The following is a 19,513-nucleotide window of genomic DNA, read 5'->3' as shown; positions in this document are numbered from 1 at the left end:
GCCCGAATAAAGATGCACGGATCCTGACGGCAGGACTCATTGGCGCGTTGGTACGACCGCGTTACGACCGGCCACGCCGGCCCGGGCGGCGGGGCGACTCACCCGCGGGACAGCCGACCGCCGGCAGTGTGCGTGGACAGCCCATATCGGATCAAGTACTCGACGATTCCGAGCGCCAGCACCGCGGCGAACGCCCACGGCCAGCGACTCAGCAGTGCCTCCAGCGGAGCCGTCCCGCCAGTGACGACAAAGCCGCCGTAAACCGTCAGGAGGTAGCCACCGCCCACCAGCGCCGGCGACAACAGTGATCGGTCGGCGAACAGGAACAGCGAGACCGTGGCGACGACGCCGGTGCCGATGGCGACGTACGCGAGCGCGGCCGAGAGCAGTGCTGGATCGGTGAGCGAGACGGTGATCGACGATGCGACGAGGGCGACGGTCGTCGCGAGGGCACAGGCAACCCCCGCGAGGACGGCGGCGTCACGGGCGGAAGGGTCGTGGAGAGGGACCATACCGAGGCCTTGCGCCGTTTCGGTCTAAAAAGTACGGGCGACGGCTTCCAGAACCGGCGACTCAATTCGTCTCGTACCCTGCCAGGTCCGCCAGCACCGACTCGACGTTCGCCACGGCGTCGGCCAGCGACGCGACGCCTTCCTTCCCGGTTCGGTCGGGATTGGCCAGCACGCGCACGTCCTGCTCGCCGAGGGGAACGAACCCGAGACCGAGTTTCGCGGCGGTCGCTCGCAACCCGAGTCCCGCGTCCGCGTCGCCGGCCAGCACCTTCCGGGCGGGGCTCTCGTGGGCTTTCACGGTGAGTTCGTAGCCGTCGATGGCGTCGGTCAGGTCGCGGCGGGACACGTCGCGTTCCTCGGCCAGCGCCGCGACGGCGTCGTCGAGTGCCGCCCGGAGCCCGGAGTTCGTCCCGCGGTTGATGAGGCGCAGGTCGTCGTCCACGAGATCCGCCACGCCGCCCACGTCGTCGGGGTTGCCCTCGGGGACGAGCAGGCCCCACTCGCGGGTCCACCCACCCAGGGCCTCGTGGTCGGCGGCGACCTCGGGGTCACCGGCGGCGACGGCCGCGTCCGGCACACCGTTGCGGAGCCGTCGCAGGCCCTCCCGGGTGCCCAGCGAGAGGTAGCGCGGCCGGTCGAGGCGGTCGAGCAGTCGGGAGAGCGCGGGGTCGTCCTCGCCGACGGCGTAGAGCGAGGGGGCGCGCACGTCCGGCGAGAACAGCTGGACGCTGACGGACTCGCCGGCCGCGAGGTACTCCGTCTCGGCGGGGACCTCGACGATCCCGTCGGCCTCGACGAGACTCGTCGTCGCGCCGCTGCCCTTGTCGACGGGGTAGACGAGCGTGTCGCCAGCACCGTCTTCGACCAGGCCCACGGGCATCAACCGCCGGCGACCCTCGGCGTAGCGCTCCTCGACGGCCATCGCGCCGTCGACGGTCGCGGTCCGTGGCTCGGGCAGGCCGGCGGCCTCGCGGATCGCGGGCGCGACGAACGTCCGGAAGATCGTGAGGGCCGAAACTGGATAGCCCGGCAGACCGACGTACGCCGACGGCGAGTCGCCGGCGTCCAGCCGGCCGATCAGCATCGGCTTGCCGGGTTTGACCGCGACGCCGTGGAGGAGGAGTTCGCCCCGCTCCTCGATCACGCGATAGATCACGTCGACGGCGGAGGCGCTGGTCGATCCCGACGAGAGGACGAGATCACACTCGCTCGCGGCCTCCGTGAGAATGTCCTCCATCTCCTCGTAGTCGTCGCCCGCGTGTGGGTAGAGGACCGCCTCGCCGCCGGCCTCCTCGACGGCCGTCGCGGTCGTGTAGCTGTTCACGTCGTAGATCTGGCCGGCGTCGGAGTTCAGGCTCCCGCCGGGGCGGACGAGTTCGTCGCCCGTCGAGATGATCCCGACGCGGGGCCTGGCGCGGACGGGTACCTCGTCGACGCCCAGCGCCGACAGCAGACCGATCTCGCGGGGCGTGAGTTCCGTGCCGGGGCCGAGCGTGCGCTCGCCGGCGGCCACGTCCGCGCCCGCGAGCATCACGCTGTCGCCGGGCGCGAGGGCGGTCCGGACCAGCACCTCAGTCCCGTCCTCGGACTCGTCTGTTTTCTCCACCATCACCACCGAGTCCGCGCCGGGGGGCATGACCGCGCCCGTCGAGATCTCGGCCGCGGTGCCCGCTTCGACGGTCACGTCGGGTTCCGCGCCGGCGTGGACTTCTCCCACGAGGTCGAGGCGGGCGGGGTCGGCTTCGTCCGCGCCGAAGGTGTCGCGGGCCCGGACCGCGTAGCCGTCCATCGACGCGCGGTCGAACCCGGGCACGTCGAGGCTCGCGTCGATCCGTTCGGCGAGGACACGGCCCCGCGCCTCCCGGAGCGGGACGGTCTCGGTCCCGCCACCGAGATCCAGCGAGGCGATGGCGTCGTGGGCGTCCGCGGGCGGCGCGAGGTCGCGGAACTCCTTTCTGTCTGTCATTTTCTCACCCCCGGTGAGAAAACGACGCTCGGAAGTCCCAGCCCCGCACAGCGAGCGGAGCGAGCGAGCCGGAACGTCTTCCGGTGAGTCATGGATACACCTCCCAGTCCTGCACGGCGACGCGTTCGCCTTCTGGAATCCCCTCGCGTTCCTCGGGGACGACGACCCAGCCGTCGGCCAGCGCGACCGAGGAGAGGACGCCCGCGCCGCTGGCTCTGGTGGGGACGGCTCTGGGTGGCTCGTCCGACTCCTCGATTGCGGGGCCGTCCCGGTCGAGTTGCACGCGGGCGAACGTCCGGACGCCGGGTTCGCTCGCGATCTTCCGGTCGAGGACGGCCTCGGTCTCGGGCAGCGCCGAGACGGGCATGTTTCCGGCCCACTTCGTCGCTGGGCGGAGCAGCTGGACGGCGTTGACGATGCAGGCGACCGGATACCCGGGGAGCATGATGACGGGGGTGTCCTCGACGACGCCGAAGCCGGCGGGGTGGCCGGGTTTGACCGCGACGCCGTGGACCAGCACGTCGCCGAGGTCGTCGACGACGGAGGGGAGGAGGTCGCGTTCGCCGACGGAGGAGCCGCCGGTGGTGACGATCACGTCTTTGGTGAGGTCGCGCTGGATGGCCGCCCGGAGCGCGTGTTCGTCGTCGGTGACGACGTTGCGGTACTCGGGGACGCCACCCCAGCGCTCGACGTACTGGGCGACGGTCAGCCCGTTCGTCTCGATGATCTCGCCCGGGGCGGGGTCGGCCTGGACGAGTTCCTCCCCGGTCGGAACGACGCCGACGGTCGGCGGCTGGTAGCACTCGATTTCGGTGACGCCAGTGGACTTGAGTAGGCCGATGTCGGAGGGACGCAACTGGTGGCCCGGTTCGTAGAGGGCCCGTCCTGCTTCCACGTCCTCGCCGGCGGGGGCGACGTTCTCCCCCTCGCCGACGGCGTCGAAGATCTCCACGTCTCCGGCGACCGTATCGGTTTGCTCGACCATCACGACGGCGTCCGCGCCGGGTGGGAGTTCGCTCCCGGTGTGGACGCGCACGGCCTCGCCGGGGACGACTTCGTCGCCGTCCTCGGCGTGGCCGCCCACTCGCAGGACGGCGGGCGAGCGGTCGCCCGCACCGAAGGTATCCTCGGCCCGGACGGCGAACCCGTCCATGGCCGCCCGGTCGTAGTGGGGGACGGCGCGGCGGGCCGTCACCGACTCGGCGACGGTCCGGCCCGCGGCCGTCGACAGCGGGACGGTCTCGGTCCGGTCGTGGGGGGCGACGGCCTCCCGGAGCCGCTCGCGAGCCTCGGCGAGCGGCGTCACGTCTTTGAATCCCGACTCGCGTGGGTCAGTCATACCGCTCCGTTGGGACGGGGCGGGCAAAAAGCGTCGGGCGAACGAGCGCGGGACGTGAACACGGGGCGCGACCGCGGGCTTTTTCGCCTATCAGTCCCTAGCTGTCTCCATGTCAGCGCTGCGCGATGCGTTGCGGGACCTCCCCGAGACGGTGTTTGCAGACCTGCTGGAGAGCGACGACACCTACCTCCTGGTGATCGACCTGCCGGGGGCGACGGCCGAGACCGTCGACGTGCGGGTGTCCGCGGGCCGGTTGGAGATCGAGGCGCGGCGTGAGAAAGACCTCCCGACGGAGTTCCGCTACGTCGAGGAGGAACGCGCGCTCTTTCTGGACGCCGAACTCCCCCTGCCGCCGGACGCGACGGGTGCCGACGCCGAGGGCACCGTCGACCGGGGCGTCCTCGAACTCCGCCTGCCGAAGGCGGGTGCCAAGCCGGACACGTCAATTCCCATCGAAGACGCCGAGGCCTGATCCCGGGGTGGCCGCTCGGTGAACCTCCGCGCGTACCGACGGTTCGTCACCGTCGCACGCCAGTTCCTGCCGTTACTGCTCGCCTACGCCCGTGATCGGAACCGGTTCCTGCTGTTCGGCAAGTCCCGGCAGGTCTCGGCCGAACAGCGCCGCAAGCGGGCCGCGACCCTGCTCGACTCGCTGTTGACGCTCGGGCCGACCTTCATCAAACTCGGCCAACTGCTGTCGACCCGGCCGGACATCCTGCCGCCCGAGTACATCGACGAGTTCACCAAACTCCAGGACGAGGTGCCCCCGGCGCCGTGGGCCGAGGCCGAACAGGTCCTCGAAGCGGAGCTGGGCCCGGTCGAGGAGCACTTCGAGAACTTCGACACCGACTCCATCAGCGGCGCGAGTCTGGGCCAGGTGTACTACGCCGAGACCGAGAACGGCCCCGTCGCGGTGAAAGTCCGGCGGCCCGGCATCGAGGACCTCGTGGAGGCCGACCTCCGGGTGATCCGGTGGTCGCTGCCGCTGATCATGCGGTTCGTCGACGAGACACGGTCGTTCTCGCTGGAGACGCTGGCCGACGAGTTCGCCAAGACGATCCGCCAGGAGATGGACTACGACCGCGAGCGGCGGATGCTCGAAGAGATCAGCGAGAACTTCGCCGCGGATCAGCGGGTCCGAATTCCGGACGTGGACGAGTCCCGCTCCACGGGACGGGTCCTCACGATGGAGTACGTCCCGGGGACGAAGATCTCGAACATCCGCGAACTCGACGATTTGGGCGTGGATCGGACCGAGATCGCCGAGACACTCCAGCGGGTCTACCTCCAGATGATCGTCGAGGACGGCGTGTTCCACGCCGATCCCCACCCCGGAAATCTGGCCGTCCAGGAGGACGGGACCCTCGTGTTCTACGACTTCGGAATGAGCGGGTACGTGGACGCGTTCATCCAGGAGAAGATCATCGACTTCTACATGGCCGTGGCCGAGCAGGACACCGACGCGATCCTCGACACGCTCATCGAGATGGGGACGCTGAGTCCGGAGGCCGACCGCGAGGTGATGGGCGAGGTGATGGAACTGGCCATCGCCGACGCCCGCGGCGAGGACATCGAGCAGTACCGCGTCCAGCAGATCGTCCAGCAGGTCGAGGACACGATCTACGAGTTCCCCCTGCGCCTGCCCGCGAACCTCGCGCTGGTCCTCCGCGTGGCGACGGTCGTCGAGGGCGTCTGTGTCACGCTCGATCCCGACTTCGACTTCATCTCGGTCGCCACCGACTACCTGGGCGATCAGGGCTACGTCGAAGCTGGCATCCGGCAGTTCGTCGAGGATCGGGCCGACGAGGTCCAGCAGGCGGCCCAGTCGGCGTTGCGAACGCCGCCGAAACTGGAGCAGACGCTCGACCGGATCGAGCGCGACGACCTCCGGGTCAACGCCGACATCGAGGACTCCGATGGGTTGCTGGCGACGCTGGCGAAACGGCTGGTCTACGGGATGGTCCTCTCGGCCGGCATCGTCTCGACCGCGGTCCTGTACGCCTTCAGCACCGTCGAAGCCGCCGGTGTGGCCGGCGGGGCCACGGTCCTGGTCGCGGGCCTGCTGTACTGGTCGTTCCGGAGCAAGAAGGGGATTCGCGCCCAGCCGCAGTTCACCCGCCAGAGCATGCGGGAACGGCAGGAGGGGCTCGGTGACGACGGGTCGGCCGTCGGCGAGATCGACCTCGGGGCCGGGTTCGGCCCGGAGGTGGAGGAAGACGAAGGCGGTGCGGGCGACGCGGCGGACCCCGACCGGTCGAACGCGACCACCGTCGCGGTCGAGGACGGCGGCGGTGAAAGCGAGACGGGGACCGACGTCGACGTGACCACCGACGACGAGGACGAGTCCGGATCCTGATCGGCGAAAGTGCTACGGGCCGCGGCCCAGTTCTCGGTCCTATGGCAGCCATCGCCGAGGGCGACGTCGTCACCTACGAGCGCACCTTCTCCGAGTCGGAAGTGCGGACCTTCGCCGACCTCTCGAACGACCGCCAGCCGCGCCACCTCGACCCCGACGACGACGGGCGACTCATGGTCCACGGCCTCCTGACCGCGACCCTGCCGACGAAGATCGGCGGCGACCACGAAGTGCTGGCGAGCCACATGGAATTCGACTTCCGGCGGCCGGTCTACGCCGGCCAGCGGGTCCGGTGTGCGGTGACGTTCACCGACGTGACCGAGGGGACCGACCGCGACGAGGTGCGGGCCGACATCGAGTGTACGGTCGCGGGGGAGACGGTACTCTCCGGCGCGTTCGAGGGCGTCGTGTCGCGGTGAGAATTCGGCGGGAACGGATCGCTTCCAAACCGTTTATACTGATACACTGAATACCGCGGGACATGGCGAGACAGCAGACCGAGGTTCGCGAACTCGACGAGGGAAGTTACGTGATGATGGACGACACACCGTGCAAGATCGACTCCTACAGCACTGCCAAGCCGGGCAAACACGGCAGTGCGAAGGCCCGTATCGAGGGCAAGGGTGTGTTCGACGGGAAGAAGCGCAACCTCTCCCAGCCCGTGGACGCGAAGATCTGGGTCCCGATCATCGAGCGCAAGCAGGGCCAGGTCGTCAACGTCGAGAGCGCCGACGTGGCGCAGGTCATGGACCTGGACACCTACGACACGATCACGATGAAGGTGCCCGAGGACGTCGACCTGTCGCCCGACGACGACATCGAGTACCTCGAATACGAGGAGCAGCGCAAGATCGTCCGTAGCTAATGTTTCCCGGCGCGCGGGCCCACCGGGACTCGTCCGCATACGTCGTCGTCGGCGCACCACTCGACGCCTCGACGACGTTCCAGCCCGGCACCCGGTTCGGCCCGCGCCGCGTTCGCCACTTCGCCGAATCCTTCGACGACTACGACCACCACACGGGCCAGCACTTCACGGATCTCGACGTGGCCGACCACGGCGACATCGGGCCGACCGACGACACCGAGGAGTATCTGGACTTTCTGCGCGGGACACTCGAGGACGTGCGCGAGGAGGGTGCGATTCCCGTAACCATCGGCGGCGAACACACCGTCACCGTCGCGGGCGTCCGCGCCGTCGATCCGGACGTGTTCGTCTGCCTCGACGCCCATCTCGACCTCCGAGAATCCTACGCGAACAACCCGCTGAGTCACGCGACCGTCACTCACCACGCCCTGTCGGTGGCCGACGAGGCCATCGTGCTGGGGGCACGTACCGGCAGTGAGAACGAGTGGGACCGCGCCAGCGAGACCGACGTGACGGTCGTGCCGCCCGCCGAGGTGGCCGACTGGGAGCCGCCGGCGGCCGTGCGGGAGAGGCGGACCTACCTGAGCGTGGACATCGACGCGGCCGATCCCGGGTTCGCGCCCGGGACGGGCACGCTCGAACCGTTCGGGCTGGACCCGGCCGAGATGCACGACGCGGTGCGGGCGGTCGCGCCCCACGCCGCGGGGTTCGACGTGGTCGAGGTCAACGACGGCGACGACGGGCAGGCGGCGACGCTGGCGGCGAAGCTCCTGCGCGCGTTCGTCTTCGCCCACGCCGCCGGGGAGTGACCGGCGGTCCCGGCACGTAGCTTTTAGACGGTGGCGCGAGTGGGTCCCGAGCATGTCCGAATTCGCGTCGTGTTACTTCTGCGGCACAGCGCTTGACGCACAGATCGATCCCTATCCGGTGGTCCCCGAGGACGCCGGGACCGACGACCGGCCGACCGTCGACCTCTGCCCGGTCTGTCGCCGGAAACTCTCGAAGGTGCTGGACGTGGCGCTCTCGGCCGCCGAGAACGCGGAGACCGCCGCCACGCCGCTGGCCGCCGGGCCCGACCCGTCGCCACTGGAAGCCGACCACGAGGACCCGACGGCCGACCTCGGGAGCGAGGACGACGGTGAGGAACCCGCCTACGCCGTCGAACCCAGCGGCGAGGCGACGGCGGTGGCGGAAAGCGAGGGCGAACGCAGTGAGTCCTCGGAGGAATCCTCGGACGACGCCGAACCGGAAGAGGACGGAAAGTCGACGGAGTCCACGGCCGCCGAGGCAGACGAGAGCGACGAGCCGGCGGACGCGATGGCCGGCGACGAACCCGCAAGTGCCGAGTCGGCGGCTGAAACGACCGAATCTGACGACGCGGTGGCAAACGGCGAGGCCCCCGGAACGGCGGCCGACGACGGGGCCGAAGGCGAAGGAACCGACGAGGACGACACCACCGGGGCCGAAGGCGAAGGAACCGACGAGGACGACACCACCGGGGCCGACGACGCGGAGACGGCCGAGAGCGAGTCCGACAAGCCGTCGATCCTCTCGACGCCCGCGGCCCAGAAGATCATCAAGCTGCTCCAGAACCGCGAGTTCCCGGTCGAGCGCGAGGAGATCGAAGTGGTCGCCTCGAACGCGTACGAGATTCCCCAGCAGGACTGTGACGACGTGATCGAGGCGCTGGTCAGCGAGGGGTACGTCGGCGAGCGCAAGGGGAAACTGGTCAGACCCGAGGAGTGAGGCGAGGCGACCCGGAGCCCGACACCGGTGGCGACTCCGAGATGTGGCGTCAGGACTCGCGCCACTTGTGGCCGCACTCGACACAGGTGAACAGCCGAACCTCGTAGGAACCGCCCGGCTTCGGCAGCATCTCGTAGTGGGCTCGGTCACTGTCACAGTCCTCGGCCGGACAGGGCTCCTGCATCGTCTCGGTGGAGTCCTGGGTCGCGTCGGCCACGTCGGGGGCCCCGTCGTCCCGCTGTCCATCCTGGATCGACATCGCCGCTTCCGCGTCCGAATCCCGCGGCTCCTCGTGTTCACAGGAGCGACACACCCACGTGTCGCCCTCGGTGTGCATCATCGACCCACACTCGTCACAGAATTGCATCTAAAGAGGCATACACGAGCGTCGGAATATATGTGTTAACTTCCGATCCGTCGTGGATTTCGAGTGACTGCTCGTGCTGACTGTCTCCGACCGATTCACGTTGCCCGCTGTTCGAGCGGATCGTCGTGCGAGACTCGTACCCCTATACAGCAGAAACCCCGACACCGATCACTGCTCGATCAGTGGCACGGGTCAACGTAACCACTACCACCCGGGGGCGAGAAGGGCGGCTATGGACTGTGCCGAGTTCTGCGCGCGACTGGACGAGGAGTTGCGGACCGACGCGTACGCCGACCTCGACGCCAGCCCGAACGGGCTGCAGGTGGGACCCGACGAAGGGGAAATCGAACACGTGGCCGTCGCCGTGGACGCCGCCGCGGCGACCGCCGAGGCGGCCGTCGAGGCGGGCGCGGACATCCTCGTGACCCACCACGGCTACGTCTTCGGGAGCGTCGAGCGCGTGACCGGCCGGCTGTACGACCGCCTCGAACCTCACTACGAACACGACCTGCCGCTGTACGTCTCCCATCTCCCACTGGACGGCCACCAGGAACTGGGCAACGCCGCCGGCGTGGCCGACCTGCTCGGGCTGGAGAACCGCGAACCGTTCGGCGAGATGGGGCCGGAGTACGTCGGCCAGCGCGGGACCGCCGCCGACCCGTTCACCGCCGACGAACTGCAGGAGCGACTGGGCGCGGACCTCGATCACGGCGGTCAGGGCGTGCAGGTGCTGGACTTCGGCCCCGACGTGATCGAGGAGATCGCCATCGTCACCGGGAGCGGCGTCGACTGGCTGGACGAAGCCGAAGCGGTGGGTGCCGACGCGCTCGTGACGGGCGAGGGCAAACAGCAGGTCTACCACGAGGCCCGCGAGGCCGGCGTGACCGTCGTGCTGGGCGGGCACTACGGCACGGAGACCTTCGGCGTCCGGAACCTCGCCGACCTGGCCGAATCGTGGGGCCTGGAGACCACGTTCGTCGACCACCCGACCGGGCTGTGAACTGACTGCGAGTGTGGATATACCGGGACAAACCGTGGCGCGAAGGGGCCCCACGGACCGGTGGTGCTGTGCGTCTTCCACAGACAGCGCCACTCCCGTTCCGTTCTCACGGACGGCGTGAAGGGGGACTGACTGATCAGAAGCTTATTCATCTGCATTCGGGTACCATCGTCAAATGACCTGGAGTTCCCGCCGCCGATTGCTCCGGGCGGTCGGAGTGGCCGGATCGCTGGGACTGGCGGGCTGTCGTACCGACGACGGGAGCGGGACCACGAGCGTCGGCGGGACCGTCCACGAGACTGACGGGACCGACGCGGGTCCGAAAGCAGTGGTGCGAAAGTGGCTCCTGGCGGATTCTATCTCGGAAGTGAACGAAGTGGCACATCCCCGGGGCGACGCGTATATCCAGAGCCCCGAGGAAACGAATCCCTACTTCCAGCAGGAACGCTCGGTCCACGAGGTGGACCGTCGGAGTCCGGCAGCGGTCGCGGCGGACACCGGACAGTCACCCAGCGACGTGCGGGCACGACTCGACGCCATCCGCGAGGAATTCGACACCGAGGAGACTGCACTCGTCTACGTCTCCGCAACGAGAGGGGCGGAATCCCAACCGTACGAGACGTACATCGTCGTCGTGAGAGCCGACGGCGAGTGGCTCGTTCTCGGTGAGTAGACCGGTCCGGCGTTCCAGACGGACTGCCCGGGACCGACTTCGAGCGGCGAGGCGTTCGACGGGACCGCCCGTGGGACTGCGAGTGATTCTCACGCAGAACATATCGGATTCAAAACCATTTAGCGGTCCTCGGTGGTAGGGAGTCCAATGAGTTACCGGATCGGTCTCGTCGGCAAGCCCTCCGTGGGGAAGTCGACGTTCTTCAACGCGGCGACGATGAACGACGTGCCGGAGGGGGCCTACCCCTTCACGACTATCGACCCGAGCGTGGGCGAGGCCTACGTCCGGGTGGAGTGTGCGGCCCCGGAGTTCGGGCACGAGTGTACGCCCAACCACGGCTACTGCCGCGAGGGGACCCGCTACGTTCCCGTCAAGCTGGTCGACGTGGCCGGGCTGGTGCCGGGCGCACACGAGGGGCGCGGGCTGGGCAACCAGTTTCTGACCGACTTGAACGAGGCCGACGTGCTGGTCCACGTGGTCGACTTCTCCGGCGAGACCGACATCGAGGGCGAACCGACCGAGGACCACGATCCCCGGGAGGACATCGACTTCCTGGAGAACGAACTCGACATGTGGTATCTCGACGTGCTGGAGAAGGGCATCGAGCGCTACCGCTCGGGCTACCACGGCGAGGACGGCGACATCGAGGTCGAACTGGCCGAGCAGATGAGCGCCTTCCGCACCAACGAGGACGAGATCAAACAGATCGTCCTCGCGCTGGACCTCGAACTCGACCCCGACGCGTGGGACGACGAGGACCGCGAGGAGCTGGCCCGTGAGATCCGCAAGCGGACCAAACCGATGGTGATCGCGGCGAACAAGATGGACACGCCGGCCGCACAGGACAACTACGAGGCGATCACGAGCGATCCCGACTACGACCACCTGACGGTGGTGCCGGTGTCGGCCCACGCCGAGAAGGCGCTGAAGACCGCCGACGAGGGCGGGGCCGTCGAGTATCGGCCGGGCGCGACCGACTTCGAGATCGTCGGCGACGTGAGCGACGAGCAGGCCGCCGGCCTCGAACAGATCCGAACCTTCGTGAGCGAGTTCGAGGGAACCGGCGTCCAGACGGCGCTGGAGACGGCGCTGTTCGAGGAGTTCGGCGCGAAGGCCATCTTCCCGGGCAACGGGAGCCCTCGCGACAACGGCGAGTTCCTGCAGGACTGTTTCGTCCTCCCCGAGGACGCCACCGCCGAGGAGTTCGCCTACTTCCTGCACAGCGACATCGGCGAGGGGTTCCTCCACGGCGTCGACGCCCGTTCGGGCCGGCAGGTCGGGGCCGACACGACACTCGACCACCGGGACGTGCTGGAAGTCGTCACGACGAACTGAGATTTCAGAGGACGAGCCACGCCAGCAGGACGACGATCAGCAGTTTCTTGAGGAGGATCACGCCGATGATCAGCTGTCGGGTCGTAGCGGTCCGCAACGCCCTGACCGACCGGCGCGGGAGGTTCGGCGCGCGGGCGAGTTCGCGAGCCAGCAGTTGCATCTCGGTCCGGAAGGTCTCGGCGGCCGACCCCTGCCCCTCGACCTGAGCGCGGTGGGCGCTGGGCACCCACTCGCCCCCGGTGTACGTGAGTTCGAGGGTCTCGCCTTCGAGGAAGGCGACCTGCTCGAACTCGAAGCCGACCGTCTCGGTCAGCCGTTCGAGTTTCAGCACGTCCCGGTCGTCGTCGAGGTCGTAGGACAGGCGGACGGGGTCGGGGGACCACTCGAACGTGGCCGTCAGGACCACGCGCTCGCGGCCGACGGCCACGTCGGTCACCGTCGCCAGTTCCGCGTTCCCCTGGCGTTCCCGCTTCTTGGCGGCGAGATGTTCGTACTCGGTGACGGTCTCGGCCATACGCTCACTCGGAGGCGACCGAACATAAGTTTGTTTTTTGTCACTTTCTTTGATAGAAAAAGCCGGTTCACCCCTGCCAGAGGGTCGGTGCGCGCTCGCGGCCGTGGGTCATGAGGCGGTCGATGAACCCCGGATCGCGGTCGAGTTTGGAGTGGCTGTCGAGGTCGTCGGCGAGTGCGGGCGCGATGTCGACCTCCCGGAGCGCGATCCGCTTGTAGCGGTCGTCGGTGATGACGCCGTCTTCGATCATCCGGTTGATCGACTCGATGGTGTGTTTCTCCTGGTCGAGCGAGAGGTTGCCCGCCAACTCGTTGCGGCGGTCGGTGATCTCGCTCATGCTGGTCGGGACTTCCGCCCGAGTGCGGGGATTGATGCGGACGATCCAGATCTCGTCGGGTTTCTCGTCGGCGGGCGCGTCGCTGACGAACTGGCGGATGGGCGGGTTCTGCGAGAACAGCCCGTCCCAGTAGTACTCGCCGGCGACTTCGGCGGCCTCGAAGACGTTGGGGATCGCCCCCGACGCGACCGCGGCCTCGACGCCGCCCTCGCCGTTCTCGAACAGTTCGAAGGTGCCGTTGCGTACGTCGACGGCGCTGACGTACAGCGACGGCTCGCCGTCGGCGGCCACCGCCGCGTCGAGATCGGCGTGGTCGGCGATGGCGTCGCGCAGCGTGTCCCGCCCGACCTCCGAGATCGGGTTGAAGTACGGACTGATCGAGAACTGGCCGAGTTCGTCGGTCAGCCGCGCACCCATCAGCAGGCCGTCGTTGGCGGCCCGGCCCCACGGAGTCCGGGCGGCGATGTCGGACCAGAACCCGTCGAGGTTCGCGACCGCGCGGTCGGGGTCGCCCTGCCGCAGGCCGGCCCAGGCGATCATCGCACACGCCGCACCGCCGGAGGCACCGCTCAGCGCCGTGATCTCGTACTCGTCCGGAGCGTCCTCGATCACTCGCTGGAGCACACCGCCGGTGAACGCCGTGTGACTGCCGCCGCCCTGGCACGCGATGGCCACCCGCGTCGTCCCACTCGATGACATGCATTCGGGTACACCTTCACTTTGCTTAACTATTAGGACGTGAAAGGAATCCGGAGAGGACAGGAGACCCGACGACAACCGCGGAGTTGAAGCGCCTCGGGCGGCCAGAGAGGGGCAATGAGCGACGACGGGACCGCGGACGACGAGACGGGGCACGAACAGCCGCCACGCGAGGCCTTCGAACACGACCCAATCGGCCACGCCGAGGTGCGGGCGGGCATGACGGTGGGCGAACTCGCCGCCGAGTACGGCGAGGCGGGCGTCGGCGCGGCCGACATGCACGAGGCCGTCGACATCTACGCCGAGATGCTCGCCGACGACGTGACGGTCGTGATGGGGCTGGCGGGCGCGATGGTCCCCAGCGGGATGCGCCGGATCGTCTCGGACCTCATCCGCGACGGCCACGTCGACGCGCTGGTGACAACGGGGGCGAATCTGACCCACGACACCATCGAAGGCATCGGCGGCAAACACCACCACGGACCGGTGCCCGACGAGGAGCGAGAGCGCGACCACGACGAGCGGTTGCGCGAGGAGGGCGTCGACCGCATCTACAACGTCTATCTCCCCCAGGAACACTTCGCGCTGTTCGAGTCCCACCTCCGGGAGGAAGTGTTCCCGCCGCTGGCCGATGAGGGGACCGTGAGCATCCAGCGGCTGACCGAGAAACTCGGCGAGGCCAACGCCGCGGTCAACGAACGTGAGGGTATCGACGAGGACCCCGGCATCGCCGCGGCCGCCTACGAGAACGACGTGCCGATCTACTGTCCGGCCGTGCAGGACTCGGTACTGGGCCTGCAGGCCTGGATGTACAACCAGACCTCCGACTTCTCGCTGGACGCGCTGGCGGACATGGACACGCTGACCGACCAGGCCTTCGACGCCGACCGGACGGCCGCGCTGGTCGTCGGCGGCGGCGTCCCGAAGAACTACGTCCTGCAGACGATGCTCGTCGCGCCCGAGGCCTACGACCTGGCGGTCCAGCTGACGATGGACCCGCCCCAGACCGGCGGCCTCTCGGGCGCGACCCTCGACGAGGCCCGCTCGTGGGGGAAACTCGAGAAGGCCGCGCGCAACGTCTCCGTCTACGCCGACGCGACGATCACGCTCCCGCTCCTGGTGGCCGCGGCCCGCGAACGGATCGCCGACTGATCAGCGGCGGACTGGTTGCTCGTTCCGGCCGCTCGAATGCTCACTGTGGGACCGAAACAGTCCAGCGCGTCCCGGTCGGTCGGTTTTGTTTTTCTACTAATCACGCGAAAAAATTAATGACTATGGTAGCATATGTAGCCCGCATTGCGATACGTCCGGCTATAGTGGGCGCATCGACGGACAGCTATCCGCGGTATCACCGTCACCATGGTCACCGTCCTGTACACCTTCGACCGGCAGTTCATGTGGAAAACGTTCGCCGCCATCGACACACACCTCGTCGACGAGACCGCAGTGCTGTGGCTCGGTGCCGACGACGCGGCCGATGCCGACGACGTGATCACTGCCGACCAGCCGGCGTCGGCCCACCAGCCCGTCGAATCGGCGGCCGCCCTCGACGCCGCCGTCGCGGAGATCGGACCCGACGTGGTCGTGAAGAACCACCGCTTCGAGTCGACGCGTCTCGACGACGACCCGACCTATCACGAACGCTATCCCGTCGTCCACGTCCGTCACGGGGCGTCGCTGGGCCGGGGCGAGACCGTGAACACGACCCGCGACCTCGCGGACGCCGTGGCCGTCGCGCTGGCTCCGGGGGACCGGTGGGCCGACCGCTACCGGGCGGCGTTCCCGGAGTCGGTCCGGGTCGTCACGGTCGGGATTCCAGAGGCGGACGCACTCGTCGGCACTGACTCACCCCGCGAGCGACGCGTGCTGTACGCCCCGACCAACCACAACTACGGCGGCGGGTGCTACGTGGAGACCGCCGAGACCGTGCTGGAGACGTTCGCCGACACCGACTTCCGGTTGCGCTTTCGCCCTCACCCGATGGATCGGGTCGAGGAACCCGGCCAGTCGGTGACCGAACGCTGTCGCGACCGGATCGCCGGGATTCCGAACGTGACCTTCGACGACGCGGCCACACCCCGCGAGAGCCTGCTGTGGGCGGACCTCTTGCTCTCGGACTGCTCGGGTGTCGTCACCGAGTGGCTCCACACGGGCCGGCCGCTGGTCCAGTTGACCGCCACCGCCGCCGACCACGAGCTGCCGACGGTCGGCCTCCAGACCGACGACCTCTCGCTGTCCGCCGTCGAACGAGTGTACGAGGAGGGGTATCCACCGGCGGTCGCCCGGGCCGTCGACGAGACGGTCGCCGACCTCGGGATTCCCATGGACGGCCGTGCCGGCGCGCGGGCCGCCCGGGAGGTGATGGCATGCACGCAGTGATCCTCGCAGCGGGCGAGGGGAGCCGGATGGGTGGCGCGACGGCGGACGTACCCAAGGCGTTCATGGACCTGGCGGGGCGGACGCTGTACGAGCGCCAGCGGGCCGCCATCGACCCGCACACGGAGTCCGTCACCGTCGTGTTAGGCCACGCTTACGAGAACGTCCAGGACCGGGTCGGGGACGCACGCACGGTCGTCCTGGAGGACTGGGACGACTACGAGAACGCCGAGTCCCTCCGCCGCGGCCTCCAGGGTGTCGACGACGACGTGCTGGTGGTCAACGGCGACGTGGTGGTCACCGACGGCGTGATCGCCCGCCTGCGTGCGCGCCACGCGGTCAGGGACGGGCGCAACGTCGTGGCCTGTCTCCCCGGGCGACAGGCCGAAGCCACGGCCATCCGGTGTGACGACCGCGGCCGCGTCACCGACTACGGCCTCATCACCGGCCGCCGCCACGCCGGCGTGGGCGTCCTCGACCGGTCGAACCTCGACGCCGCCCGGGACTGGCTCGCCGCCCACCGACGGGAGTGGTACCCCGGCCTCTACACCGCCGTCGAGACCGAGGCCACCGTCATCCAGTCGGCCCACCACATCGAGATCAACTACCCGCGGGACCGGATCGCGGCGCGGGGCAAACTCCCCCTGAACCCCCGCGACGAACTCGACGTAGGCACGTGACCGTAGCACCCGGATACTCGGGTTCAGCGCCCCTTATCCCACCGTAGCGCGCCTGCATGGCGCGAATCAATGGCCATCCGGTACCACCTGATGGCGTCGCTTGCGATACTGTTAACCCCGTCCTACACCTGGGCTCGGGTGATGGAGATCATCGGTCACCGGGGATGCGCCGATCAGTGTCCGGAGAACACCGTCGCCGCGGTCGAACGCGCCGCCCGGTACGTCGACGCGGTCGAAGTCGACGTGCGCCGCTGTGGCTCCGGTGAACTCGTCGTCTTCCACGACGAACGCGTCGACGAGTTGACCGACGGCACCGGTCGCGTGAGCGACCTCACGCTCGCCGAACTCCGCGCGCTCGACGTTGCGGGCTCGGGCGAACCGATCCCCCGCCTCGGCGAGGTCCTCGACGCCGTCCCGCCGGGCGTCGGCACGCAACTGGAACTCAAGGAGACCGGCCTCGCCCCCGACGTTCGCGACCTGCTCGGGGAGTACACCGGCGACGTGGCCATCTCCTCGTTTCGCCCTGCCGCCCTCCGCGCGGCCCTCGACCTCGACTGGAACGTCCCGGCAGGCTACCTGTTCGCGGAGAACCCCTCGTCGAACCTGCAGACCGCGGTCGAGCTGGGTTGTGACGCCGTCCACCCACACTACGACCTCTGTATCGAGACGGACGTGGTCGAGCGCGCTCACCGCGAGGGACTGGACGTGATCGCCTGGAAGGCCGCCAAGACCCGCGAGGAAATCGCCAACCTGCGGGCCGCCGGCGTCGACGGCGTCACCGCCGACCGCTGGGACATCGCGTGAGTCTTGGGGCTGGCCGCTGTATCCCCGGCCGGCCGATGACGAAGCCGCGGTTCCGAGCCGGCCTGACGACCCGGCCGTGACGAACCCTATGAGTGCCGAGGCCCCTTTACTGGTGCCGGCCGTCGAACCACTACTCCGTAGCGTCTGCTCTCGGGTTTGTCGTCTCCAGGCCCCTGTCCTCGGCTACTGCCGTGAGTTCCGAATCGGCACAGACGAAGACTGGACTCTCGTCGTCGGTATCCACGGAGAGAGCGGCAGCCAACTGGAGACTGTCGAGCGTCCGCAGGTCGTCCTCAACGACGAGATCGAACGAGAACTGTAGCATCGATTCCTCGATCGGAACGATGACGAAATCGTCAAGCGCTTCACTGAAGAACGCGCTCAACAGTGATTCCATTTCGTCTTTCGCAATCTCGTTCCGGTTGTATTTTCGGCGGAACGCAGAGACTGTCTCGATGATCGAGAGCGAACTGATCACCGTCGAGTCGTCGGATTCGATGAGGCCGTCGACGACCTCCGTTCCCGGCTCCTCGTAGTAGCGTTTGACCAGCGCAGACGTATCGAAGAAGTGCAGACCCATTCGCGACTCGCCTCACAACCGTTCGTCCCGATCCTCGGTCACGATATCCGAAACCTGCTTCCCATCGGAGACCGCTTCGCGAAGCTCTCCGAGGGGTACGTCGGAGTCGTGTTCCGAAACGAACTCTCGCATCTGTTCCCGTAAGGAATGTGTCTTCCCCTTGTTCAGCAACTGCTTCGCATCGAAGCCGAACTCGTCCGCAGTGTCGCTCATGGCCAGAGATAGTGCGCCAATTCTTAAATCAGTTTGTCCACGCGATCAGAAGCTGCTGATGTCATCCATTCTCGGATCGTTCCTCGGGCGGAACGAACGGCCCGACGGAGACGGTCTGGCGGGCGATGGTGGCGGCGCGGAACACGTACGCGATGAACACGGCGAGGGGGGTGACGACGACGCCGATGCCCAGGCTGAACACGAGCGGGAGAGACTGCGCCGGGACGGTGACGGAGTCGGGGCGGTAGACGAGGGCCATCGCGATGCTGGCGACGAGGGCCACGAGGCCGCTGTAGGCGACCACGCGGGAGAGCCGGGCGAAGTCCTGCTGTAGCGAGAGCGTCTTGAAGAACTGTCGCGTGATGGCGATGGCCCCCAGCAGGTCGTCGATGGCATCCAGTTCCGCGCTGGCGTCGTCGGAGAGACGGTCGCCGTACTCGTTGCGGAGGTGTTCGGTCGCGGTCATGTTCTGGGCGTATTCGGTTCCCAGAACGACCTCCAGAACGTTCACGATGGCCGTCTGGCTCTCGATCCGTTCGGCGATGCTCTCCCCGTAGGCGGCGATCCCCTCGACGTAGTCCGTGACTGCGTGCGAGCGGTCGCCATCGGCGTCGTCGACAGCCGAACCGAGGCGGTTCGCCCGCTCGATGAGGGTCTCGGCGACCAGGTCGAGAAACTCCGCCGGGTCGTTCGGGACGGCCGGTTCACCGGCGTGATCCCGGACGGTTCGACGGAGGTCGCGCGTGCCGCTCAGCTGGTCTGACAGTTCGTTCGGGGACCCGAACACGCGGGACAGGACGAGTTGGTTGATGGACAGCGCGATGGTCACGAGCGTCACCGTGCCGGCGATGAGACCACTGGCGAAGGCCGACGCTGCAGCACTACCCGGTCCGATGGCCAGAACACCGAACCGGGTCAGCAGGAAAAAGACGGCCACGATGGTCGCGACGAAAATTCCCGCGACCGCGATGCGGTTCCCGCCGAGAACGAGCCAGTGCATGACTCGTTCCGTGACGCCGTCGATGTTCCGGACCGAACTCGCTGTCGTCACGCTCTCACTCATGGGTTGCCAGGGCGATCACCGAGAGAGTGTTCGTGGGTGGAGACACGCGTTCCTCATTCGAGACGCGGCTCCATAGACGTATCCCACC

22 protein-coding genes are annotated in these 19,513 nt (G+C 68.1%); 13 read left to right on the top strand and 9 right to left on the bottom strand.

Going from position 1 to position 19,513, the window contains the following annotated elements:
- Nucleotides 1-98 precede the first annotated feature (98 nt).
- The 3 genes from ACOZ4N_RS19700 to glp form a co-directional block, all read right to left on the bottom strand.
- Nucleotides 99-512, bottom strand: coding sequence for a hypothetical protein (locus ACOZ4N_RS19700; RefSeq protein ID WP_424018071.1), 414 nt, complete (start codon nt 510-512; stop codon nt 99-101).
- A 61-nt stretch (nt 513-573) separates the two neighbouring features.
- Nucleotides 574-2,478 (bottom strand): molybdopterin biosynthesis protein, encoded by a 1,905-nt coding sequence (locus tag ACOZ4N_RS19695; protein WP_424018070.1) that lies wholly within the window; start codon nt 2,476-2,478, stop codon nt 574-576.
- 88 nt (nt 2,479-2,566) lie between these two features.
- Nucleotides 2,567-3,817, bottom strand: coding sequence for a gephyrin-like molybdotransferase Glp (glp, locus tag ACOZ4N_RS19690; protein ID WP_424018069.1), 1,251 nt, complete (start codon nt 3,815-3,817; stop codon nt 2,567-2,569).
- A 109-nt stretch (nt 3,818-3,926) separates the two neighbouring features.
- Between glp and ACOZ4N_RS19685 the strand changes: the two genes are divergently transcribed.
- From ACOZ4N_RS19685 to ACOZ4N_RS19660, 6 genes are all read left to right on the top strand, one after another.
- Nucleotides 3,927-4,289: an Hsp20/alpha crystallin family protein gene (locus ACOZ4N_RS19685; RefSeq protein WP_424018068.1), complete on the top strand. Its 363-nt coding sequence runs from the start codon at nt 3,927-3,929 to the stop codon at nt 4,287-4,289.
- 18 nt (nt 4,290-4,307) lie between these two features.
- Nucleotides 4,308-6,173 carry an ABC1 kinase family protein gene (locus ACOZ4N_RS19680; protein WP_424018067.1) on the top strand — a complete coding sequence of 622 codons (1,866 nt, stop codon included), beginning with the start codon at nt 4,308-4,310 and terminating at the stop codon, nt 6,171-6,173.
- Nucleotides 6,174-6,214: 41 nt separating this feature from the next.
- Nucleotides 6,215-6,592: a MaoC/PaaZ C-terminal domain-containing protein gene (locus ACOZ4N_RS19675; RefSeq protein ID WP_424018066.1), complete on the top strand. Its 378-nt coding sequence runs from the start codon at nt 6,215-6,217 to the stop codon at nt 6,590-6,592.
- Between the two features lie 62 nt (nt 6,593-6,654).
- A complete protein-coding gene (locus tag ACOZ4N_RS19670) occupies nt 6,655-7,038 on the top strand; it encodes a translation initiation factor IF-5A (RefSeq protein WP_424018065.1) in 384 nt (127 codons plus the stop codon).
- Complete coding sequence (locus tag ACOZ4N_RS19665; protein ID WP_424018064.1) at nt 7,038-7,847, top strand: arginase family protein; 810 nt, start codon at nt 7,038-7,040, stop codon at nt 7,845-7,847. The genes ACOZ4N_RS19670 and ACOZ4N_RS19665 overlap by 1 nt, the downstream gene beginning before the upstream one ends.
- Nucleotides 7,848-7,899: 52 nt before the next feature.
- Nucleotides 7,900-8,784, top strand: coding sequence for a hypothetical protein (locus ACOZ4N_RS19660; RefSeq protein ID WP_424018063.1), 885 nt, complete (start codon nt 7,900-7,902; stop codon nt 8,782-8,784).
- Nucleotides 8,785-8,833: 49 nt separating this feature from the next.
- On the opposite strand, the gene ACOZ4N_RS19655 is transcribed toward ACOZ4N_RS19660, so the two are convergent.
- Nucleotides 8,834-9,151, bottom strand: a complete 318-nt coding sequence (locus ACOZ4N_RS19655) for an RPA12/RPB9/RPC11 RNA polymerase family protein (RefSeq protein WP_424018062.1) — start codon at nt 9,149-9,151, stop codon at nt 8,834-8,836.
- Between the two features lie 232 nt (nt 9,152-9,383).
- On the opposite strand from ACOZ4N_RS19655, the gene ACOZ4N_RS19650 reads away from it, so the two are divergent.
- The 3 genes from ACOZ4N_RS19650 (at nt 9,384) to ACOZ4N_RS19640 (ending at nt 12,159) form a co-directional block, all read left to right on the top strand.
- Entirely contained in the window at nt 9,384-10,151 is a 768-nt protein-coding gene (locus tag ACOZ4N_RS19650) for a Nif3-like dinuclear metal center hexameric protein (RefSeq protein WP_424018061.1), read from the top strand.
- Between the two features lie 175 nt (nt 10,152-10,326).
- Nucleotides 10,327-10,824, top strand: coding sequence for a hypothetical protein (locus ACOZ4N_RS19645; protein ID WP_424018060.1), 498 nt, complete (start codon nt 10,327-10,329; stop codon nt 10,822-10,824).
- Between the two features lie 147 nt (nt 10,825-10,971).
- Nucleotides 10,972-12,159, top strand: coding sequence for a redox-regulated ATPase YchF (locus ACOZ4N_RS19640; protein ID WP_424018059.1), 1,188 nt, complete (start codon nt 10,972-10,974; stop codon nt 12,157-12,159).
- 4 nt (nt 12,160-12,163) lie between these two features.
- On the opposite strand, the gene ACOZ4N_RS19635 is transcribed toward ACOZ4N_RS19640, so the two are convergent.
- Nucleotides 12,164-12,673, bottom strand: a complete 510-nt coding sequence (locus tag ACOZ4N_RS19635) for a hypothetical protein (RefSeq protein WP_424018058.1) — start codon at nt 12,671-12,673, stop codon at nt 12,164-12,166.
- Nucleotides 12,674-12,740: 67 nt separating this feature from the next.
- A complete protein-coding gene (locus ACOZ4N_RS19630; RefSeq protein WP_424018057.1) occupies nt 12,741-13,709 on the bottom strand; it encodes a patatin-like phospholipase family protein in 969 nt (322 codons plus the stop codon).
- A 117-nt stretch (nt 13,710-13,826) separates the two neighbouring features.
- Here ACOZ4N_RS19630 and ACOZ4N_RS19625 point away from each other — a divergent pair, with 117 nt between their 5' ends.
- The 4 genes from ACOZ4N_RS19625 (at nt 13,827) to ACOZ4N_RS19610 (ending at nt 17,569) form a co-directional block, all read left to right on the top strand.
- Complete coding sequence (locus tag ACOZ4N_RS19625; protein ID WP_424018055.1) at nt 13,827-14,861, top strand: deoxyhypusine synthase; 1,035 nt, start codon at nt 13,827-13,829, stop codon at nt 14,859-14,861.
- Between the two features lie 207 nt (nt 14,862-15,068).
- Complete coding sequence (locus ACOZ4N_RS19620) at nt 15,069-16,088, top strand: hypothetical protein (protein ID WP_424018054.1); 1,020 nt, start codon at nt 15,069-15,071, stop codon at nt 16,086-16,088.
- A complete protein-coding gene (locus ACOZ4N_RS19615) occupies nt 16,076-16,765 on the top strand; it encodes an NTP transferase domain-containing protein (protein ID WP_424018053.1) in 690 nt (229 codons plus the stop codon). Before ACOZ4N_RS19620 ends, ACOZ4N_RS19615 begins: the two co-directional genes overlap by 13 nt.
- Nucleotides 16,766-16,906: 141 nt before the next feature.
- Nucleotides 16,907-17,569, top strand: a complete 663-nt coding sequence (locus ACOZ4N_RS19610; protein ID WP_424018052.1) for a glycerophosphodiester phosphodiesterase — start codon at nt 16,907-16,909, stop codon at nt 17,567-17,569.
- Between the two features lie 130 nt (nt 17,570-17,699).
- On the opposite strand, the gene ACOZ4N_RS19605 is transcribed toward ACOZ4N_RS19610, so the two are convergent.
- From ACOZ4N_RS19605 to ACOZ4N_RS19595, 3 genes are all read right to left on the bottom strand, one after another.
- Nucleotides 17,700-18,149 (bottom strand): type II toxin-antitoxin system VapC family toxin, encoded by a 450-nt coding sequence (locus ACOZ4N_RS19605; protein WP_424018051.1) that lies wholly within the window; start codon nt 18,147-18,149, stop codon nt 17,700-17,702.
- 12 nt (nt 18,150-18,161) lie between these two features.
- The gene (locus ACOZ4N_RS19600) at nt 18,162-18,362 is read right to left on the bottom strand and encodes a hypothetical protein (protein WP_424018050.1); all 201 of its coding nucleotides are present in this window, start codon (nt 18,360-18,362) and stop codon (nt 18,162-18,164) included.
- A gap of 61 nt (nt 18,363-18,423) precedes the next feature.
- Nucleotides 18,424-19,425 carry a hypothetical protein gene (locus ACOZ4N_RS19595; RefSeq protein ID WP_424018049.1) on the bottom strand — a complete coding sequence of 334 codons (1,002 nt, stop codon included), beginning with the start codon at nt 19,423-19,425 and terminating at the stop codon, nt 18,424-18,426.
- Nucleotides 19,426-19,513 lie beyond the last annotated feature (88 nt).

Origin of the sequence: Halorientalis pallida (assembly GCF_049605515.1) — an archaeon.
Lineage (GTDB): Archaea > Halobacteriota > Halobacteria > Halobacteriales > Haloarculaceae > Halorientalis > Halorientalis pallida_A.
Note: the sequence above shows the minus strand (reverse complement) of the source record. Positions and strands in the feature narration are given on the sequence as shown.

Excerpts from the sequence above, each read along its gene's own strand:
- ACOZ4N_RS19700 (WP_424018071.1), bottom strand. The coding sequence starts at position 512 with ATGGTCCCTCTCCACGACCCTTCCGCCCGTGACGCCGCCGTCCTCGCG.
- ACOZ4N_RS19695 (WP_424018070.1), bottom strand. The coding sequence starts at position 2,478 with ATGACAGACAGAAAGGAGTTCCGCGACCTCGCGCCGCCCGCGGACGCC.
- glp (WP_424018069.1), bottom strand. The coding sequence starts at position 3,817 with ATGACTGACCCACGCGAGTCGGGATTCAAAGACGTGACGCCGCTCGCC.
- ACOZ4N_RS19685 (WP_424018068.1), top strand. The coding sequence starts at position 3,927 with ATGTCAGCGCTGCGCGATGCGTTGCGGGACCTCCCCGAGACGGTGTTT.
- ACOZ4N_RS19675 (WP_424018066.1), top strand. The coding sequence starts at position 6,215 with ATGGCAGCCATCGCCGAGGGCGACGTCGTCACCTACGAGCGCACCTTC.
- ACOZ4N_RS19670 (WP_424018065.1), top strand. The coding sequence starts at position 6,655 with ATGGCGAGACAGCAGACCGAGGTTCGCGAACTCGACGAGGGAAGTTAC.
- ACOZ4N_RS19665 (WP_424018064.1), top strand. The coding sequence starts at position 7,038 with ATGTTTCCCGGCGCGCGGGCCCACCGGGACTCGTCCGCATACGTCGTC.
- ACOZ4N_RS19660 (WP_424018063.1), top strand. The coding sequence starts at position 7,900 with ATGTCCGAATTCGCGTCGTGTTACTTCTGCGGCACAGCGCTTGACGCA.
- ACOZ4N_RS19655 (WP_424018062.1), bottom strand. The coding sequence starts at position 9,151 with ATGCAATTCTGTGACGAGTGTGGGTCGATGATGCACACCGAGGGCGAC.
- ACOZ4N_RS19650 (WP_424018061.1), top strand. The coding sequence starts at position 9,384 with ATGGACTGTGCCGAGTTCTGCGCGCGACTGGACGAGGAGTTGCGGACC.
- ACOZ4N_RS19645 (WP_424018060.1), top strand. The coding sequence starts at position 10,327 with ATGACCTGGAGTTCCCGCCGCCGATTGCTCCGGGCGGTCGGAGTGGCC.
- ACOZ4N_RS19640 (WP_424018059.1), top strand. The coding sequence starts at position 10,972 with ATGAGTTACCGGATCGGTCTCGTCGGCAAGCCCTCCGTGGGGAAGTCG.
- ACOZ4N_RS19635 (WP_424018058.1), bottom strand. The coding sequence starts at position 12,673 with ATGGCCGAGACCGTCACCGAGTACGAACATCTCGCCGCCAAGAAGCGG.
- ACOZ4N_RS19630 (WP_424018057.1), bottom strand. The coding sequence starts at position 13,709 with ATGTCATCGAGTGGGACGACGCGGGTGGCCATCGCGTGCCAGGGCGGC.
- ACOZ4N_RS19625 (WP_424018055.1), top strand. The coding sequence starts at position 13,827 with ATGAGCGACGACGGGACCGCGGACGACGAGACGGGGCACGAACAGCCG.
- ACOZ4N_RS19620 (WP_424018054.1), top strand. The coding sequence starts at position 15,069 with ATGGTCACCGTCCTGTACACCTTCGACCGGCAGTTCATGTGGAAAACG.
- ACOZ4N_RS19615 (WP_424018053.1), top strand. The coding sequence starts at position 16,076 with ATGCACGCAGTGATCCTCGCAGCGGGCGAGGGGAGCCGGATGGGTGGC.
- ACOZ4N_RS19610 (WP_424018052.1), top strand. The coding sequence starts at position 16,907 with ATGGAGATCATCGGTCACCGGGGATGCGCCGATCAGTGTCCGGAGAAC.
- ACOZ4N_RS19605 (WP_424018051.1), bottom strand. The coding sequence starts at position 18,149 with ATGGGTCTGCACTTCTTCGATACGTCTGCGCTGGTCAAACGCTACTAC.
- ACOZ4N_RS19600 (WP_424018050.1), bottom strand. The coding sequence starts at position 18,362 with ATGAGCGACACTGCGGACGAGTTCGGCTTCGATGCGAAGCAGTTGCTG.
- ACOZ4N_RS19595 (WP_424018049.1), bottom strand. The coding sequence starts at position 19,425 with ATGAGTGAGAGCGTGACGACAGCGAGTTCGGTCCGGAACATCGACGGC.